The organism is Enterobacter sp. MF024 (assembly GCF_005843915.1).
GTDB lineage: Bacteria > Pseudomonadota > Gammaproteobacteria > Enterobacterales > Enterobacteriaceae > Enterobacter > Enterobacter barmai.
In genome coordinates this window covers 140,257-157,068 of record NZ_VCBB01000002.1, presented here as the reverse complement: position 1 = coordinate 157,068, position 16,812 = coordinate 140,257, and the positions used below count along the sequence as shown (strand labels likewise).

The 16,812-nt window shown below is 54.9% G+C and carries 18 protein-coding genes; 11 read left to right on the top strand and 7 right to left on the bottom strand.

Features of this window, described 5'->3' with window-relative positions:
- Nucleotides 1-120: 120 nt before the first annotated feature.
- Nucleotides 121-765, top strand: a complete 645-nt coding sequence (gene pphA, locus FFB58_RS05980) for a protein-serine/threonine phosphatase (RefSeq protein ID WP_138369340.1) — start codon at nt 121-123, stop codon at nt 763-765.
- Here pphA and FFB58_RS05975 read toward each other — a convergent pair whose 3' ends face one another.
- The 5 genes from FFB58_RS05975 to yebS form a co-directional block, all read right to left on the bottom strand.
- Nucleotides 766-957: a YebW family protein gene (locus FFB58_RS05975; RefSeq protein ID WP_039030805.1), complete on the bottom strand. Its 192-nt coding sequence runs from the start codon at nt 955-957 to the stop codon at nt 766-768. It abuts the gene before it with no gap.
- A 104-nt stretch (nt 958-1,061) separates the two neighbouring features.
- Nucleotides 1,062-1,301 (bottom strand): YebV family protein, encoded by a 240-nt coding sequence (locus tag FFB58_RS05970; RefSeq protein WP_039030919.1) that lies wholly within the window; start codon nt 1,299-1,301, stop codon nt 1,062-1,064.
- 103 nt (nt 1,302-1,404) lie between these two features.
- Nucleotides 1,405-2,847: a 16S rRNA (cytosine(1407)-C(5))-methyltransferase RsmF gene (gene rsmF, locus FFB58_RS05965; protein ID WP_138369339.1), complete on the bottom strand. Its 1,443-nt coding sequence runs from the start codon at nt 2,845-2,847 to the stop codon at nt 1,405-1,407.
- 76 nt (nt 2,848-2,923) lie between these two features.
- Nucleotides 2,924-5,557 carry a PqiB family protein gene (locus FFB58_RS05960; RefSeq protein ID WP_138369338.1) on the bottom strand — a complete coding sequence of 878 codons (2,634 nt, stop codon included), beginning with the start codon at nt 5,555-5,557 and terminating at the stop codon, nt 2,924-2,926.
- Entirely contained in the window at nt 5,526-6,809 is a 1,284-nt protein-coding gene (gene yebS / locus FFB58_RS05955; RefSeq protein WP_138369337.1) for a membrane integrity lipid transport subunit YebS, read from the bottom strand. The genes FFB58_RS05960 and yebS overlap by 32 nt, the downstream gene beginning before the upstream one ends.
- A 131-nt stretch (nt 6,810-6,940) precedes the next feature.
- On the opposite strand from yebS, the gene FFB58_RS05950 reads away from it, so the two are divergent.
- The 4 genes from FFB58_RS05950 to htpX all read left to right on the top strand — a co-directional run bounded on the left by FFB58_RS05950 (nt 6,941) and on the right by htpX (nt 11,367).
- Nucleotides 6,941-7,438 carry a GAF domain-containing protein gene (locus FFB58_RS05950; protein WP_039030801.1) on the top strand — a complete coding sequence of 166 codons (498 nt, stop codon included), beginning with the start codon at nt 6,941-6,943 and terminating at the stop codon, nt 7,436-7,438.
- 97 nt (nt 7,439-7,535) lie between these two features.
- Nucleotides 7,536-8,222, top strand: a complete 687-nt coding sequence (gene proQ, locus FFB58_RS05945) for an RNA chaperone ProQ (RefSeq protein WP_039030800.1) — start codon at nt 7,536-7,538, stop codon at nt 8,220-8,222.
- A 19-nt stretch (nt 8,223-8,241) separates the two neighbouring features.
- On the top strand, nt 8,242-10,290 hold the full coding sequence (gene prc / locus FFB58_RS05940; protein ID WP_138369336.1) for a carboxy terminal-processing peptidase: 2,049 nt from the start codon (nt 8,242-8,244) through the stop codon (nt 10,288-10,290).
- A gap of 195 nt (nt 10,291-10,485) precedes the next feature.
- A complete protein-coding gene (htpX, locus tag FFB58_RS05935; protein WP_039030798.1) occupies nt 10,486-11,367 on the top strand; it encodes a protease HtpX in 882 nt (293 codons plus the stop codon).
- Between the two features lie 47 nt (nt 11,368-11,414).
- Here htpX and FFB58_RS05930 read toward each other — a convergent pair whose 3' ends face one another.
- On the bottom strand, nt 11,415-12,788 hold the full coding sequence (locus tag FFB58_RS05930; protein WP_138369335.1) for an MFS transporter: 1,374 nt from the start codon (nt 12,786-12,788) through the stop codon (nt 11,415-11,417).
- A 178-nt stretch (nt 12,789-12,966) separates the two neighbouring features.
- Between FFB58_RS05930 and kdgR the strand changes: the two genes are divergently transcribed.
- Nucleotides 12,967-13,758, top strand: coding sequence for a DNA-binding transcriptional regulator KdgR (gene kdgR, locus FFB58_RS05925; protein WP_039030796.1), 792 nt, complete (start codon nt 12,967-12,969; stop codon nt 13,756-13,758).
- A gap of 54 nt (nt 13,759-13,812) precedes the next feature.
- Here kdgR and FFB58_RS05920 read toward each other — a convergent pair whose 3' ends face one another.
- Nucleotides 13,813-14,052, bottom strand: a complete 240-nt coding sequence (locus FFB58_RS05920) for a YobH family protein (RefSeq protein ID WP_039030918.1) — start codon at nt 14,050-14,052, stop codon at nt 13,813-13,815.
- A 158-nt stretch (nt 14,053-14,210) separates the two neighbouring features.
- Between FFB58_RS05920 and mgrB the strand changes: the two genes are divergently transcribed.
- The 5 genes from mgrB (at nt 14,211) to cspE (ending at nt 16,620) form a co-directional block, all read left to right on the top strand.
- Nucleotides 14,211-14,354: a PhoP/PhoQ regulator MgrB gene (gene mgrB, locus FFB58_RS05915; RefSeq protein WP_039030795.1), complete on the top strand. Its 144-nt coding sequence runs from the start codon at nt 14,211-14,213 to the stop codon at nt 14,352-14,354.
- Nucleotides 14,355-14,427: 73 nt separating this feature from the next.
- Nucleotides 14,428-14,718 (top strand): YebO family protein, encoded by a 291-nt coding sequence (locus FFB58_RS05910; RefSeq protein ID WP_039030794.1) that lies wholly within the window; start codon nt 14,428-14,430, stop codon nt 14,716-14,718.
- A gap of 19 nt (nt 14,719-14,737) precedes the next feature.
- The gene (locus FFB58_RS05905) at nt 14,738-15,727 is read left to right on the top strand and encodes an MBL fold metallo-hydrolase (protein WP_138369334.1); all 990 of its coding nucleotides are present in this window, start codon (nt 14,738-14,740) and stop codon (nt 15,725-15,727) included.
- A 527-nt stretch (nt 15,728-16,254) separates the two neighbouring features.
- Nucleotides 16,255-16,398, top strand: coding sequence for a DUF2627 domain-containing protein (locus FFB58_RS05900; RefSeq protein WP_072036694.1), 144 nt, complete (start codon nt 16,255-16,257; stop codon nt 16,396-16,398).
- Nucleotides 16,399-16,410: 12 nt separating this feature from the next.
- Nucleotides 16,411-16,620, top strand: a complete 210-nt coding sequence (gene cspE, locus FFB58_RS05895; RefSeq protein ID WP_001062678.1) for a transcription antiterminator/RNA stability regulator CspE — start codon at nt 16,411-16,413, stop codon at nt 16,618-16,620.
- Nucleotides 16,621-16,812: the final 192 nt, after the last annotated feature.

Genomic DNA, 16,812 nt, shown 5'->3' with positions numbered 1-16,812 from the left:
AAGAGTTGCTAACCCTTTATTTCCGCTTTGTTTAATATCGATTGAGGTTATTTCGAACGGCGTTTTCACACATATTATTGCCGTACTCCGCAGAGACTATACTGATCCTGAGGAGGCACTATGTATCTCAAACTTGATGGTCACAACTGGCGGCACGTCTGGGTGGTAAGCGATCTTCACGGCTGTTATCAGATGCTTATGGAGGCGCTAAAGCGCCGGCATCTTAATCCGTATGAGGATTTACTTATTTGCGTCGGCGATTTAATCGATCGCGGCCCGGATAGCGTGAAATGCCTGCAGTTATTAAATGAAGCGTGGTTTTATGCCGTGCGCGGTAATCATGAGCAGATGGCGCTGGACGCCCTGCATAATAATCAGTTTGGCCTGTGGATGATGAATGGCGGCAACTGGTTCGCTGAATTAAAAGGTGAACAACAGCAGCAGGCTATCGATCTGTTCCGCCGCTGTGAAACGCTGCCGTGGATTATCGAAATCAACTGCGCTAACGGATTGAATGTCATTGCCCATGCCGATTACCCGTCATCGCACTATGTGTGGAATAAGCCGGTAGAGAAGCAGCGCATTCTGTGGAACCGGGATCGTCTGCAGGATTTAATGAACGGCAGTGAGGAGGGGATCGGCGGGGCAGATCACTTCTGGTTCGGCCATACGCCGCTCAGAAAACGCTATGACTGCCAGAACCTGCATTATATCGATACCGGGGCAGTGTTTGGCGGCAGCCTGACGCTGGCGCAGCTGCAGTGATTACAGGTCAGAATACTCCTGCGCCGGGCGCCAGAAGCCGTCGATAAAATCTTCTACCGGATAACAGCCGCCGTGGCGGATACGCTGGTCGTCCATCGATGCCTCGCACTGGGGTTCGGTGCGATACACGTCCACCACCAGATCTTCACAGCCTGCGTCCAGATAACAGATAAACAATACCAGTGCGTACATCATGCCCCTCAGCATTTACTACCGTATTGATATTGTAGGGGATGATTCAGGGAAGGGGAGAAATTGGGAATAAATAACCCGCCTGCGGGCGGGTTCTCTCTGAATCAGGCAAGGCGCATGATCCAGGCATCGGAACCTTGGTCGTAATGCTTACGGTACAGGACTGAGTGTTCTCCATCGAGAATGGCCGGAACGCTGGTGTCTGCATCCCAGGCGTCGAGTTGCATGCACAGGTCGGGGTCGGATTTACAAGGGATAGTTAACGTTCGCTCGCCCTGCGTATCGCCGTTTAACTCGGCATCATCGATTTCGAATGCGCCAATGCGCACATTGGTTTTCGTCATAATGCTCTCCAGGATCATGCTGTGGTCTGGTACGACCAGTATAGTCGCCCACTTTTCAGCCTGGTCAATGGAGAGCAAAAGCGCCAGTAAAAAAGTGCTATTTTTAGCTCTCTTCGCCGTTACCGGTAAACAAGCGGCCATCGCGAACCAGCTCGCGCGGGTAGCTGTTCTTCAGGCGCGAGCCCACTTTTTTCGCCAGCCCTACCGGAAAGCCCTGATACGTCAGGACCGCATCATCCCCGGTTGGGGTTGCCTCTGGCCACACATCGCGTCCGCGATACCACTCTTCCGCTTCTGCCTGGGTCAAGGCAAAGGTGTTGTGCTCGCCCGCCAGGGCGATCACCGCTTCATGCTGCCAGCGGTAACCTTTGTTGTGCGTCTCCGCCAGGCGGATGCCGAGACGAGAAAAACGCACTTTGCCTATCAGCGGCTCAATCTCCGTCGGGAATAACCACACCTCTTTATCACGCTGCCACAGGCGCAGGTTGTCGTCCCAGCGCAGGCCCACCTGATGTGCGGCGGTGGCGATCTGCTGGGCTTCACGGGTTTTAAGCGGCGTGAACGGGAAGTTGCCGACCTTGAATTTTGGCACGGGCAGCGGCGCTATGGCCGCGGTTTTACGCAGGCGTGCCACGAAGAAGCCTTCGCAGTCGTAGATGTGCGGGAAGACGTGCAGGAACCCTTCGGGAGTGACGCAGTCAGCGGCGCTGGTAAACAGGTCGTTCAGCGGCAGGAATTCAACGGCATCGGGATACTGCTCTTTCAGCCACAGGCAGACGGCTTCGTTTTCGTCGCGGTTCAGAGTGCAGGTGGAGTAGACCAGCGTCCCGCCGGGGCGCAGGGCGTGGAAGGCGCTGTCGATAAGCTCGCGCTGGGTGGCGGCGATCTCAAGATTGCTGGCGACGGACCAGTTCTTCAGCGCATCAGGATCTTTGCGCACCACCCCTTCGCCGGAGCAGGGGGCGTCCAGCAGGATCGCATCGAAGGCTTCCGGCAGGGCCGCGCCAAACACGCGGCCATCAAAATGGGTTAAGGCCACGTTGCTGATCCCGCAGCGGCTGATATTCGCGTGTAGCACCTTGACGCGGCTGGCAGAAAACTCGTTGGCGAGGATCGCGCCCTGATTGTTCATCCGTGCGGCGATCTGGGTGGTTTTGGAGCCGGGCGCGGCCGCCACGTCCATCACCCGGGCGGGGGTGTTGCCATCGGCAAACAGCGCTGCAACCGGCAGCATGGAGCTGGCTTCCTGAATGTAGAACAGCCCGCTCAGGTGTTCTGCTGTGCTGCCCAGCGGTAACGCCTCTTCGTCGTCACGCTCGATCCAGAATCCCTCTTCACACCAGGGCACCGGCGTGAGCTGCCAGTTGTAGGGGGCGACAAGCGAGAGGAAATCCGCCACGCTGATTTTCAGGGTGTTGACGCGCAGGCTGCGGCGCAGCGGACGCTGGCAGGCGGCGATAAACGCATCGAGAGAGAGAGGGTCAGGCAGGGCCTGGCGCATTTGAGCCAGAAATTCTTCTGGCAGATAGACGGAACGTTGAGACACGAGCGCACCACAGGGAGTCAAAGAGGCGCGCAGTGTACCACAAACGCTCCGGTGGGTTGACACCGGAGCGTAAGGGTTAGCGTGGCAGGGCGGTTCCCCAGTTGCGCCACTCTTTCGGCTCACTCTCCTGCAGCAGGAAGTGCTTGCCGGGCTGGGATTTCGGCGCCAGCGGGGTACCCGGCGGCGTCGCGAAGGCAATACCGCCGCGGATAAACTGATTAAAGGTCCCGGTTTTCACCACGCCGCCGGTCAGACCAAAGTCCAGGGAATAACCGGACGCCAGCCAGAACACCGAGTTGTTACGCACCAGATGCTGATAGCGATCGCTGATACGCAGGGCCACCATCACCCTGTCGGAGAGCGTCCCCAGCGTCAGCCCGGTCACTGTACCCACTTCCATACCGCGGAACAGCACCGGCGTACCGATGGCGAGCGACGCCGCATCCGGCACCTCCACCACGATGCTCAGGCCATCGAGATAGCGTGAATCGGTGATGGTCGCCTCCTGCAGTTCGAAGTCGCGACGCGCCTTGCCCTGGCCGGGTTCGACGTTGATATAAGGCTGGAGAATGGTATCGAGATGCTCAACGCCTGCCGCGGAAATCTGCGGGGTGATCACCGAGAAACGCGTCCCGGCGCGGGCGAAGTTATCGACATATTCCGGATACAGCACCGCCGTGGCCTGCACTTCGTTGCGGGCGGTGATCAGCTTCAGATTCTGGATCTGCCCGATATCAATTCCCAGATAGCGTATCGGCATCCCTTCGGCGAGCTTGCCCGCATCAAAAGCATGCAGGGTGATCTGGCCGCCCACCGCACGGGCTGCGGTTTCGGAAGGGTAGAGGATCCGTTTGTCGCCTTTACGCTGGCTGGCGCTCGCCCCGCTCAGGTTGTCAAAGCTGATGGCCCCGCGCAGGGCGCGGGAGAGCGGAGAGGCCTGTACCGTCAGGCCGCTGCCGTTAAGCTGCACTTTGGCCCCGCCTTCAGCCCAGAACACGCTGTTGCTGGTAAGCAGCTTGCGGTATTCCGGCTTGATATGCAGTTCGATATCAAAGGCATTGGCGCGCGGGCGAACCAGAATCACTTCACCCACCTCGAATTTGCGATACAGCACCACCGAACCCGCCTGCACGTCCGGGAGGGTGTCGGCCACCAGCGTGAGGGTGGTGGTCGGCAGATCGCTCAGGCTGTTTTCCAGAGCTTTATCGAGGTTGGCATACAGCGGATAGCTGTCGCGCATGGCGCCTTTGTCACCCGGCAGGATACGTATCCCGCCGCTGATCCATTCGCTGGCGCTGGCCGCCAGGAACTCGACGCCGTCGAGCCCGACTTTGACATCCACCCGGCTGTTGACCACGAATTTGCTGTCGCCATGCACCAGCTCGCGGTACTGCGGATCGATCGCCACCTCAAAGCTGACGCCTTTGCTGGTTAAGGTGCGCTCAAGCACCTGGCCAATCTGCACGCCGTGCAGGATCAGCGGTTGACCGGCATCGATACCGTAGCTTTCCGGCGCGTTGAGTTTGACGGTGATGACGCCCGGTTTTTGCAGCAGCGCCTTATCGGCCGGGGCGATCACAAACTGATTTATCGGTTCGCCGCCGCCGGGGATCAGTTCAAAAGTGCTGCCGGTCAGCAGGCTACTGACGCTGGGGTTGCTCAGCGACAGTTTTGGCGAACGCAATTCGATGCGCGTGTTTTTGCGCAGCAGATCGACCACGCTCGGGTCAACGGTCATCTCCCCGGTGACCAGGCCGCCAGGGTTAAGGGTCATTTTGGTGAGCTGCCCAACCTGTAACCCCTGATACATCAGCGGGGTGGAGTCTTCCTTCAGACCATCCGCAGAGGGGAGGGTGAGCTTCACAATCACGCCGCGCTGGCTGTGGGCCAGATCTTTATACAGGCCAAAATCATCTTCCTGGGTGGCAGGCTCAGAACCTTCCGGTGAATCGAAGGCGATAGCCCCGTTCACCAGCGCCGCCAGGCTCTCCAGCTTCACTTTGGCACCGCTCAGGCTCAGGTCGGCATCCACGCCGGACACATTCCAGAAGCGGCTGCCTTTTTTCACCAGCGAGGTGAAGCGTCGTTCGATCAGCACGTCGATGACCACCCCCTGCTTGTTAGGGGTGATGGCGTAGTCATATACCCGACCGACGGGGATCTTACGGAAATAGACCACCGAACCGCTGTTCAACGAGCCCAGATCCTGTGCGTGCAGATGGATCATCAGATCGCCATTGTTGAGCCGGTATTTCGGCTGCGTATCCAGGGCGGTGAAGTGATCCTTTGGTTCACCTTTACCCGGCATCATGCCGATGTAGTTACCCCCGACCAGCGCATCCAGACCGGAAACACCCGCCAGCGAAGCTTTGGGCGTAACCAGCCAGAACTGCGTCTCATCGCGCAGGGCATCTTTCATATCGGATTTAATGCTAACGCGAACCTCGATTTTATTGAGGCTCTTATCCAGCGAGATATCCTGGACGGTCCCTACTTCAACCCCCTGAAAACGCACCGGCGTACGGCCTGCCACAATGCCGTCGGCGCTCTGGAAATCGATAGTGACGGTATTGCCGCGATCCTCGTAGCTGGTCCAGATTAACCAACCGGCGATCATCAGAGCGATAACCGGCAGTAACCAGAATGGCGAAATACGACGTTTTGTTTTAACTCGCGCTTCAGTCGGCGAAGCTGGCGTTTCCTGACTCATGTGCATCCCAAAGTAAGCGGCTATCCAGCCATTCCACTGAAAGAATAGTCAAAATCACCGCAGTGCCGAAATAGAACGCTGCGGGTCCCATAGTAAAAGCAAGGAGCTGATCGCGATTGATCAGCGACATCATCAACGAAATAACAAACAGATCCAGCATTGACCAGCGGCCAATCCAGGTAACGAAACGCAACAGCAGTATGCGGGTTCTCAGCCCCTGTTCACATTTAAAATGAATGCTGACGAGCAGGGTAAACATCACCACCACTTTGGTAAAGGGCACCAGAATACTGGCGATAAACACCACCGCCGCTACGGCGATATTGCTGTGCGCCAGCGAGACGATGCCCGACATAATGGTGTCCTCCTGGCGTCCACCGTTAACGTAAATCACCGAGATAGGCAGCAGGTTGGCCGGAATAAGAAACACCAGCGAGGCGATCAGCGCCGCCCAGCATTTTTGCAGACTGTTGTGCCGCCGCACGCGCAGGGGAATATGGCAGCGTGGGCAGCGACCGCGCGCGTCGGGCAGTCCGGTATAGTGACAGCCAAGACAGACGCGCAGTTCGGGGTTGTAGCGGGTGGCGGGGCGCTGGGGGTAAAAGCGCTCCCAGAGCTGCTCCACGTTCAGGTGAATAAGCGTCAGCACGCTCAGGATCACCAGCGCAATAAACGCAAACAGACCGCCGCCCGGCTGCAGGTAAGCGTAGTCCTGCACTTTGATGGAGGCGACAACAATCCCCACCAGGTAGATATCCAGCATCACCCACTCCTTGAGCTTCTCGAGCATCAGGAGTACCGGACGCAGGTTCATTCCCAGGATATTGCCGAGCCACAGGTAGGCGATAGCCGCCACCAGCACCACCGGCGCGCCGACGGTACAGAACAGAACCATCGACGCGGTGAGGGGATCGCCCTGGCGGGTCATCTGCCAGATCCCCTGTAACAGGTTGGCATCAATGCGCACGCCCAGCAGGTGCAGCCGCAGCAGCGGCTCGCTCCAGGCGAAGGGCATCAGCAGCATCATAGTGACCGCCATCGCCGCCAGCCGGGTCAGTGACCAGTCGCGGCCGTCGCGAATTTTTGCGTTGCAGTGCGGGCAGAAAGCACTTTGGTATGATTTCATCTTTGGCAACGTAAAAAGCGTATCGCATTGCGGGCAACGCTGATAATGTGCACGAGGCAGCGCATCGCCGACCGTATGCACGGTGATTTTTTTCGTCGGCGTTATTTTCGGTGATTTAAGAGCCATCGGTCGCGCTAAAAAAGGATAGTTAATAGTTATCTTAACTCATGAATGGATTCATCTTGAGCATGAACGTAAATAATGCTTATTTTAATAGGCTATGCTGTAACTTTGTAAGACAACCAAGTGATTGAATAATGAACAAAACAGAATTCTACACGGATCTAAACCGTGACTTTCAGGCATTGATGGCAGGTGAAACCAGTTTCTTAGCCACTCTGGCGAATACCAGCGCATTACTTTTTGAGCGTCTTTCCGATGTGAACTGGGCCGGTTTTTATCTGCTGGAAGGTGAAACCTTAGTACTCGGACCCTTCCAGGGCAAGCTCGCCTGCGTGCGTATTCCGGTCGGGCGCGGCGTATGCGGCACCGCGGTGGCGCAAAATCAGGTACAGCGTGTGGATGACGTTCACGCGTTCGACGGGCACATCGCCTGCGACAGCGCCAGCAACGCTGAAATCGTCCTTCCTCTGAAAGTAAACAATCAGATTATTGGTGTTCTGGACATCGACAGCACTGTCTTTAATCGCTTTACAGCCGATGATGAACAGGGGCTGCGCGAGCTGGTGGCGAATCTTGAAAACGTTCTCGCCGCGACCGATTATCACAAATTCTTTGCGAGCGTCGCAGGATAATCAACGGATAACGTAGCATTTACGGATGGCGTCATTATAATGTCGCCTGTTCATGCCTGCGGCTTGTCGGCAACGTCCGTTGTAATCAGGAAATTTCATGGAAAATCAACCTAAGTTGAATAGCAGTAAAGAAGTTATCGCGTTTTTGGCCGAACGTTTTCCTCAATGTTTTAGTGCCGAAGGCGAAGCTCGTCCCCTGAAAATTGGTATTTTTCAGGATCTGGTAGAGCGTGTTGAAGGTGAGATGAACCTCAGCAAAACCCAACTCCGCTCCGCCTTACGTCTTTATACTTCGAGCTGGCGTTACCTTTACGGTATCAAAGCGGGCGCGACGCGTGTTGATCTCGACGGCAACCCTTGCGGTGTGCTGGATGAGCAGCATGTTGAGCATGCCCGTAAGCAGCTTGAAGAAGCCAAAGCGCGAGTTCAGGCTCAGCGTGCTGAACAGCAGGCTAAAAAACGCGAAGCAGCCGCGGCCAATGGCCAGGAAGAAGCGCCTCGCCGTGAACGCAAGCCACGTCCTGCACCGCGTCGCAAAGAGAATACCGAGCGTAAGCCACGTGCTGAGCAACCGGCGGCAAAAGCCCCGCGTGCGCCTCGTGAAGAGCCGCGCCACACTCCGGTTTCTGACATCACCGCCCTCAGCGTGGGTCAGTCTCTGAAGGTAAAAGCGGGTAACAATGCTATGGATGCCACCGTACTGGAAATCACCAAAGATGGCGTTCGTGTACAGCTGACTTCTGGTCTGTCAATGATTGTACGCGCAGAACACTTGTTGTTCTAAAACGGAGGCCAAGCCCGGCATGAACACATTTTTTAAGCTCACCGCGCTGGCTGGCCTGTTTGCAATAACAGGCCACGCTTTCGCTGTGGACGAGATTACGCGTGTCGATCAGATTCCGGTTCTGAAGGAAGAGACTCAGCACGCGACGGTCAGTGAGCGCGTCACGTCGCGCTTCACCCGTTCGCACTATCGCCAGTTCGATCTCGACCAGGCCTTTTCGACAAAGATTTTCGACCGCTACCTGAACCTGCTGGACTACAGCCATAACGTCCTGCTGGCGAGCGATGTCGAACAGTTTGCCAAAAAGCAGACCCAGGTTGGGGATGAGTTACGCAGCGGCAAGCTGGACCTGTTCTACGACCTGTATAACCTGTCGCAGAAACGCCGTTTTGAGCGCTATCAGTACGCGCTTAAGGTGCTTGAACGTCCAATGGACTTCACGGGTAACGACACCTTTAATCTTGACCGCAGTAAGTCGCCGTGGCCAAAAGATGAAGCCGAGCTGAATCAGCTGTGGGACAGCAAAGTTAAATACGACGAGCTGAGCCTCAAACTCACCGGTAAAGATGAGAAAGAGATCCGCGAAACGCTAACCCGCCGCTACAAATTTGCCATTCGTCGCCTGGCCCAGACCAACAGTGAAGATGTCTTCTCGCTGGCGATGACGGCCTTCGCGCACGAAATCGATCCGCACACCAACTATCTCTCTCCGCGCAACACCGAGCAGTTCAACACTGAAATGAGCCTCTCCCTTGAAGGGATCGGCGCGGTGCTGCAGATGGATGACGATTACACCGTGATCAACTCCATGGTTGCCGGTGGTCCGGCGGCCAAGAGCAAGGCGATTAGTGTAGGCGATCGCATTGTCGGTGTCGGTCAGCCCGGCCAGAACATGGTTGATGTGATCGGCTGGCGTCTGGATGATGTGGTTGCCCTGATCAAAGGGCCAAAAGGCAGCAAAGTCCGTCTGGAAATTCTGCCTGCTGGTAAAGGCACCAAGACCCGTATCGTTACCCTGACCCGCGAGCGTATCCGTCTGGAAGACCGCGCGGTGAAGATGTCGGTGAAAACCGTGGGTAAAGACAAGGTTGGCGTGCTGGATATTCCTGGTTTCTACGTGGGCCTGACGGACGACGTCAAAGTCCAGCTGCAGAAACTTGAAAAACAGAACGTTAAGAGCGTGATTATCGATCTGCGTACCAACGGCGGCGGCGCCCTGACCGAAGCGGTTTCGCTTTCCGGTCTGTTTATCCCGTCCGGACCGGTGGTACAGGTGCGCGACAACAACGGTAAAGTGCGTGAAGACGCGGATACCGATGGCGTTGTGTACTATAAAGGCCCGCTGGTGGTGCTGGTCGATCGCTTCAGCGCCTCGGCCTCGGAGATCTTTGCCGCCGCGATGCAGGATTACAGCCGTGCATTGATTGTTGGCGAACCGACGTTCGGTAAAGGTACGGTGCAGCAGTACCGCTCCCTGAACCGCATTTACGATCAGATGCTGCGTCCGGAATGGCCAGCGCTGGGCTCGGTCCAGTACACCATTCAGAAGTTCTACCGCGTGAATGGCGGCAGTACCCAGCGGAAAGGCGTGACCCCGGATATCATCATGCCGACGGGCACCGAAGAGACCGAAACCGGTGAGAAGTTCGAAGACAACGCGTTGCCGTGGGATAGCGTGAACGCTGCCACCTACGTGAAGTCGGGCGACATGACCCAGTTTGGTCCGGCGCTGCTGAAGCAGCACGACGACCGCATCGCTAAAGATCCGGAGTTCCAGTACATCGTCAAGGATATTGCCCGTTTCAATGCCCTGAAGGCGAAACGCAATATCGTCTCTCTGAATTACGCGCAGCGTCTGAAAGAGAACGAAGAGGATGATGCGACACGTCTGGCGCGTATCAACGACCGCTTCAAACGTGAAGGTAAGCCAGTCCTCAAAAAGCTGGATGACCTGCCGAAGGATTACCAGGAGCCGGATCCGTATCTCGATGAGACGGTGAAAATCGCCATCGACCTGGCGAAACTGGAAAAAGACAAGCCTGCCGGTAACCCCGCTCCGGCAAAATAATCTCCCCCAACAGGCACAAGAAATTGTGCCTGTTTTTTTGTTAACCGCATTCTGCCGTCAGGCAGTCATTTCATTATGTAAAGTTGTGTCTTTCTGGTGACTTACGCCTCTCCAATCCTTGAAAATATGCGGAATACCCATACGATGTGGGTAATCGCATAGTGCGTTTTGTTAAACTGAGGTTAAAAGAATATTATGATGCGAATCGCGCTCTTCCTGCTCACCAACCTTGCGGTCATGGTGGTCTTCGGGGTGGTTCTCAGCCTGACAGGAATTCAGTCGAGCAGCGTTCAGGGTTTGTTGATTATGGCGCTGCTGTTTGGTTTTGGTGGCTCCTTTATCTCACTGCTGATGTCCAAGTGGATGGCACTTAAGTCCGTTGGCGGCGAGGTTATTGAGCAACCGCGTAACGATATGGAACAGTGGCTGATGACCACCGTTGCCAATCAGTCCCGTCAGGCAGGTATTGCCATGCCGCAGGTGGCGATTTATCACGCCCCGGATATTAACGCCTTCGCCACCGGTGCGCGTCGTGACGCCTCTCTGGTTGCGGTGAGCACCGGTCTGCTGCAGAACATGAGCCGTGATGAGGCGGAAGCGGTTATCGCCCATGAGATCAGCCACATTGCCAACGGCGATATGGTGACCATGACCCTGATTCAGGGTGTGGTGAACACCTTCGTTATCTTCATCTCGCGTATCATTGCCCAGATCGCCGCAGGCTTTATGGGTGGCGATCGTGAGGAAGGCGAGTCGAGCAACGGTAACCCGCTGATCTACTTTGCGGTCTCAATGGTACTGGAACTGGTATTTGGTATCCTGGCGAGCATCATCACCATGTGGTTCTCCCGTCACCGTGAGTTCCACGCTGATGCAGGTTCCGCCAAACTGGTTGGCCGTGAGAAGATGATTGCTGCGCTGCAGCGTCTGAAAACCAGCTACGAGCCGCAGGAAGCCTCCACCATGATGGCCTTCTGCATCAACGGTAAATCGAAATCGCTGAGCGAGCTGTTCATGTCTCACCCGCCGCTGGATAAGCGTATTGAAGCGCTGCGTAACGGTGAATACCTGAAGTAACAGCTTCGGCTGGATAATAAAAAAGCGCGTCTTTCGACGCGCTTTTTTTATGCCTGCGAACGAGGCTGGGTGACCCTGAGTCCGCTGATGATGGCCGCGACGGTGGCCAGTGTGCCGGCGGTCAACAGCGCCATGTGCGTGCCGCTTTGCCCGGCCAGGTTGAACATCAACGCCACCAGCGCCGCGCCGGTACTCTGTCCCAGCAGGCGGGCGGTGCCCAGCATCCCGCTGGCACCACCGCTGCGATGGCGGGGAGCGGCGGTGATAATGGTGTGGTTATTCGGCGACTGGAACAGGCCAAAGCCTGCCCCACACAGCACCATGCGCCAGATGATATCCAGATCGTGAGGCGCTGCAGGCAGCAGGGCAAGCGCGAAAAGTCCTGTTGCCATCACCACCAACCCCAGCGCACCCAGTAATCCGGCATGTACCCGCTCAATCAGATAACCCGCCAGCGGCGCCATCACCATTGTTGCCAGCGGCCAGGGCGTTAACAGCAGACCCGTTTCCACTTCTGAGCGGCCAATGACGCTTTGCAGGAAGAAGGGCAGGGAAACCAGGGCCAGCATCTGCGCGCAGAATGAGCAGATGGAGGTACAGATAGAGAGCGAGAAGAGCGGAATACGCAAAAGGTCCACCGGCAGTAACGGCACCGGCAGCGCCAGCTGACGACGCACGAAGAAGAAGCCGACCACCAGCAGCGCCACGACCTCGCCCGCTATCAACATAAGCGACTGGCCCTGGGCAAACCCGCTCAGGGCGGTGATCAGCAGGCCAAAGGTGAGGGCGTTCATCACCGCGCTCGGGAGGTCGAATTTGGGCATGCTGCTTTTCGGCCCGTTGGCGGGTAAAAAGCGCAGGGCGAACAGCAACGCCACGATCCCCAGCGGAACGTTGATTAGAAACAGCCACTGCCAGGAAGCTACGGAGAGGATCGCTGCGGCGATGGTCGGGCCCGCCGCAGACGACACGGCAACGATAAAGGAGTTAATCCCCATGCCCCGGCCCAGATGCCGCTGCGGGTAGATCAGGCGAATCAACGCCGTATTCACGCTCATCAACGCCGCGCCGCCAAAGCCCTGCGCGATGCGCGCCAGGGTCAGCATGTGCAGCGTGTCCGAAAGGGCACAAAAGAGAGACGTCAGGGTAAATACCACCAGCCCGCACTGATAGACCCGGCGGTAACCAAACATATCCCCGAGAAAAGAGAATGACAGCAGCGAGATGACAATGGCTATCTGGTAGGCGTTCACAATCCAGATCGAGCTGGCGGGGGAGGCATTCAGGTCGCTGGCAATAGTCGGGAGAGCCACGTTGGCGATGGCGCCATCCAGTACAGCCATTGAAATACCGATAATAATGGTCGCAATCGCACCATAGCGTTGCGGTATCGGCAGGCCGTCAGTGGGGGTTGTAGTCATGAGAATTAATTAGCATTGGAGGTTATTATTAACAGGGTAACGATATTATCACTGTTATTTCGGTTGTATGTCGCAGATTTGTAACCAGGTAAGCCAGGATTGATTGCAGCAACGCGGCTGCGAATTTATAATAAAAACCGGTTCTGAATTTTATAAAACACTTGCGTTGAGGTGATTAATGGCAATCGCGGATTTGGATAAACAGCCAGATTCTGTTTCATCCGTGTTAAAGGTGTTCGGCATCCTGCAGGCGCTTGGTGAAGAGCGCGAAATTGGTATTACTGAGCTGTCCCAGCGTGTGATGATGTCAAAAAGCACCGTTTATCGCTTTTTACAGACCATGAAATCACTGGGTTATGTTGCACAGGAAGGGGAGTCTGAAAAGTACTCTCTGACCCTGAAGTTATTTGAACTGGGCGCGCGCGCGCTGCAGAACGTCGACCTGATCCGCAGCGCAGATATTCAGATGCGTGAACTGTCGCGTCTGACGAAAGAGACGGTGCACCTGGGGGCGCTGGATGAAGACAGTATCGTCTACATCCATAAAATCGACTCCATGTACAACCTGCGCATGTATTCACGCATTGGTCGTCGTAACCCGCTGTACAGTACCGCTATCGGTAAAGTCCTGCTGGCATGGCGCGACCGTGACGAAGTGAAGCAGATCCTCGAGAACGTGGAATACAAACGCAGCACCGAACGCACTATTACCACCACCGAGGAGCTGTTGCAGGTGCTGGATAAAGTGCGTGAGCAGGGTTATGGCGAAGATAACCAGGAGCAGGAAGAAGGCTTGCGCTGCATCGGCGTACCTGTCTTTGACCGTTTCGGTGTGGTGATCGCCGGCCTGAGTATCTCCTTCCCGACGCTGCGTTTCTCTGAAGAGCATCTGCACGAGTACGTAGAAATGCTGCACACGGCGGCGCGTAAGATTTCTGAGCAGATGGGTTACAACGACTATCCGTTCTGATTGTTAGCGCCATAAAAAAACGCTGCCTGATGGCGGCGTTTTTTGTGCACAGAATCAGCCGTTATCGATGACGGTCTCGGTTTTCCTCAGCAGCGGGCAGCGGGACAGCCCGATGAAGCCGCTGTCTGAATGAATATACTGCGCCGTGCTGATGCCACGCGCGGTAAGATACTGGCACTGAATGCCCAGCCCACCCGCATTCTCTTTACTGCCGGTCAGCACGCCGTAGCCTGCGAGCAGCAAACCCGTCCAGACGAGTGCTATAACAATCAATGTGCGAATAAAAAAGCGCATCATTACCTCATTTTTTGAATAACTGCCGCTTAGGGTAATCGATACAATCACTTTAACAAGTATATGATTCCGAAAGCATCGCCTTCACGTTACAGTTAGGCATGGTTTAAGTTGCGCATGATAACCTGGCATCAGGCAGTTAGGGTACGGAGAGTGGAGTGAAAAAAATACGCTGGGTTATTCTGGTCTTAGTGTTGCTGGCCTGTGTTTTACTCTGGACGCAGACCATTAACGTGATGTGCGATCAGGATGTACAGTTCTTTAGCGGTATTTGTTCTATCAATAAGTTTATCCCCTGGTAGCTGTCATTTTTATCGCAAATGATTTCCTTCCTTAACGCGAGTGGTAAAATGAGCGTTTTTATTGGGGGGTGAAATGGGTGAGTTAGTGAATTCCGGGATGTTCAGCGTGGCATCTCTGGCAATCTCGGTCGTGCTGCTGGTTGTGGGCCTGGTGCTGTGGTTTTTTGTGAATCGTGCAAGCTCCCGTACCAGCGAGCAGATTGAGCTGCTGGAGAAGTTGGTCGACCTGCAGAAACGACAGAATGTCCTGCTGCGTCGCCTGTGCGAAGCCAATGAGCCGGAAGAGAAAGAAGCACCAAAAGCGCCAGAAGTGACGGCTGACAGCCAGGACGATGACTTTATTCGTCTGGTAGCCGAACGCTAATCCGTTAAGGGAGGTGTGTGTGGCCTGGAGTAATCCCTGGTATAACGCCTCCCTCGCGCATCATACCCCGCAGGGCTTTCGCAATACGAATGACTCTGGTCATCAACCCGGCGACGTTGAACGCTGGCGCAAAGAGCGCAAAGCTGCCGGATTGCCAAAACCCCCAGCAGAAGGCTACGACGCCTTTATCCGCCAGTGGTGGCAGCCTGTCACCTTGAATACCCTAGAAGAAGACGGTGTCTGGTGGCTGGGACACGCCAGCCTGCTGTTACGCCTGAGCGGAAAGTACATCCTTACCGATCCGGTCTTTTCCCGGCGCGCCTCGCCGGTATCCTTTGCCGGGCCGACACGAAAAACGCCTCCGGTAACGAGCGTCGCGGCGCTACCGTCACTCGATGCCGTCGTCATTTCCCATAATCATTTTGATCATCTCGACTCCGCAACGGTGCGCCAGCTTTTGCGACGCTTCCCGCAGCTCACTTTTTTTGTGCCCTTAGGACTGGGCGCCTGGTGTCGCCGACGGGGGGCGAAACAGGTTATTGAGCTGGACTGGTGGCAAAGCTACGTTTTCGAAGGGGTGGTGTTTACTGCGGTTCCAGCGCAGCACTGGAGCATGCGTAGCCTCTGGGATCGTAATCGCTCGTTATGGTGCGGCTGGGTCTTTGAAGGGCAAAACCAGCGCTTCTGGTTCAGCGGCGATACCGGATATACCCCTGAGCTCCTGACCATCCCCGAACGGCTGGGAAAATTGGATACCGTTGCCATACCTGTAGGGGCGTACGCACCACGTTGGTTCATGTCGGTGCATCATATGGATCCGCAGTCGGCGGTGGCGCTCTGGCAGCAGTTGGGCATGCCGCGGGCGATCCCGATCCACTGGGGGGTATTTGAACTGGCAGATGAATCCCTGGATGAGCCTGTAAAAGAGTTGGCTCAGGCACTTAAGAATATATCTTTACCCGGCGATAACTTTCAACCTCTTCGTATTGGTCAATATTTATCCTTATAAACTATTATGTGTTCGCTTAGTACTTATTCTGTATTAAACCGACGCGGGTCATATTTTATTTTAATCGAAACGTTTTGATTGCCTTTTTTTGAAGCAGGTTCATAAAAATATCATTATTTTGGTGCATGGCGACTTTCAGGGTCAGGGTGTATATAACTTAAACAAGCGAAGCGATATAGTCTGTTTTTTTACTGATAAACAAATGCCTGCCGTTGCGATCAAATCAGCATAAGTTTTTACCAAATGTTCTAATGGAAATAGATGTTGCAGGAAATCCGCCTCGCTTGCTGGACGATACGAAGTTATTGGTCTAAGGTAAAAAAGTCTTTGATAACAGCGTCTACCCTGACGGTCACTGATCGAGCAACATACGGGCCAGCTATACACATAAGTGGATTACTGTGCAGATTGTGGCAAATCAGTCCCTGAATTTGTGCGGCTGATCGAGACACGTTTAAAAATGGCTTGCCATTATTTAAGTTGTGTGTGATAACACGGTTTGGGTCAAACGAGGTACAGTTCTGTTTATGTGTGGCATTTTCAGTATAGAAGTCCTGAGTAAACACGTTGTCGTTGAATACCGCTTCTCTGCCGAACCTTATATTAGTGCCTCATGCAGTAATGTCTCAGTTTTATCTAGTGAATGCCCGCGGGCGAAGAAATCATTCTAAGGAATTTTGCAAATGGCAAAGATTAAAGGTCAAGTTAAGTGGTTCAACGAGTCTAAAGGTTTTGGTTTCATTACTCCTGCTGACGGCAGCAAAGATGTATTCGTACATTTCTCTGCAATCCAGGGTAACGGCTTCAAAACTCTGGCTGAAGGCCAGAACGTTGAGTTCGAAATTCAGGACGGCCAGAAAGGTCCGGCTGCTGTTAACGTAACCGCTATCTGATCGAACCCCTGCCTGATCTGAAGCGTTCCGACGTTTCAGTTGCAGAGATATAAAGCCTCGCGTATGCGGGGCTTTTTAATGCATGTTTTTCAAAGTGTTACCACATGCGTCTCTGTTAGCAGTTTGTTTCAAAGCTGCGAGAGTATTAGCATTGTTTTCACCCCTCCAGCTCATATTTGCCGTTAAATCAGG

Coding starts and splice junctions, on each gene's coding strand:
- pphA (WP_138369340.1), top strand. CDS start 121: ATGTATCTCAAACTTGATGGTCACAACTGGCGGCACGTCTGGGTGGTA.
- FFB58_RS05975 (WP_039030805.1), bottom strand. CDS start 957: ATGTACGCACTGGTATTGTTTATCTGTTATCTGGACGCAGGCTGTGAA.
- FFB58_RS05970 (WP_039030919.1), bottom strand. CDS start 1,301: ATGACGAAAACCAATGTGCGCATTGGCGCATTCGAAATCGATGATGCC.
- FFB58_RS05960 (WP_138369338.1), bottom strand. CDS start 5,557: ATGAGTCAGGAAACGCCAGCTTCGCCGACTGAAGCGCGAGTTAAAACA.
- yebS (WP_138369337.1), bottom strand. CDS start 6,809: ATGGCTCTTAAATCACCGAAAATAACGCCGACGAAAAAAATCACCGTG.
- FFB58_RS05950 (WP_039030801.1), top strand. CDS start 6,941: ATGAACAAAACAGAATTCTACACGGATCTAAACCGTGACTTTCAGGCA.
- proQ (WP_039030800.1), top strand. CDS start 7,536: ATGGAAAATCAACCTAAGTTGAATAGCAGTAAAGAAGTTATCGCGTTT.
- prc (WP_138369336.1), top strand. CDS start 8,242: ATGAACACATTTTTTAAGCTCACCGCGCTGGCTGGCCTGTTTGCAATA.
- htpX (WP_039030798.1), top strand. CDS start 10,486: ATGATGCGAATCGCGCTCTTCCTGCTCACCAACCTTGCGGTCATGGTG.
- FFB58_RS05930 (WP_138369335.1), bottom strand. CDS start 12,788: ATGACTACAACCCCCACTGACGGCCTGCCGATACCGCAACGCTATGGT.
- kdgR (WP_039030796.1), top strand. CDS start 12,967: ATGGCAATCGCGGATTTGGATAAACAGCCAGATTCTGTTTCATCCGTG.
- FFB58_RS05920 (WP_039030918.1), bottom strand. CDS start 14,052: ATGCGCTTTTTTATTCGCACATTGATTGTTATAGCACTCGTCTGGACG.
- FFB58_RS05910 (WP_039030794.1), top strand. CDS start 14,428: ATGGGTGAGTTAGTGAATTCCGGGATGTTCAGCGTGGCATCTCTGGCA.
- FFB58_RS05900 (WP_072036694.1), top strand. CDS start 16,255: ATGTGTGGCATTTTCAGTATAGAAGTCCTGAGTAAACACGTTGTCGTT.
- cspE (WP_001062678.1), top strand. CDS start 16,411: ATGGCAAAGATTAAAGGTCAAGTTAAGTGGTTCAACGAGTCTAAAGGT.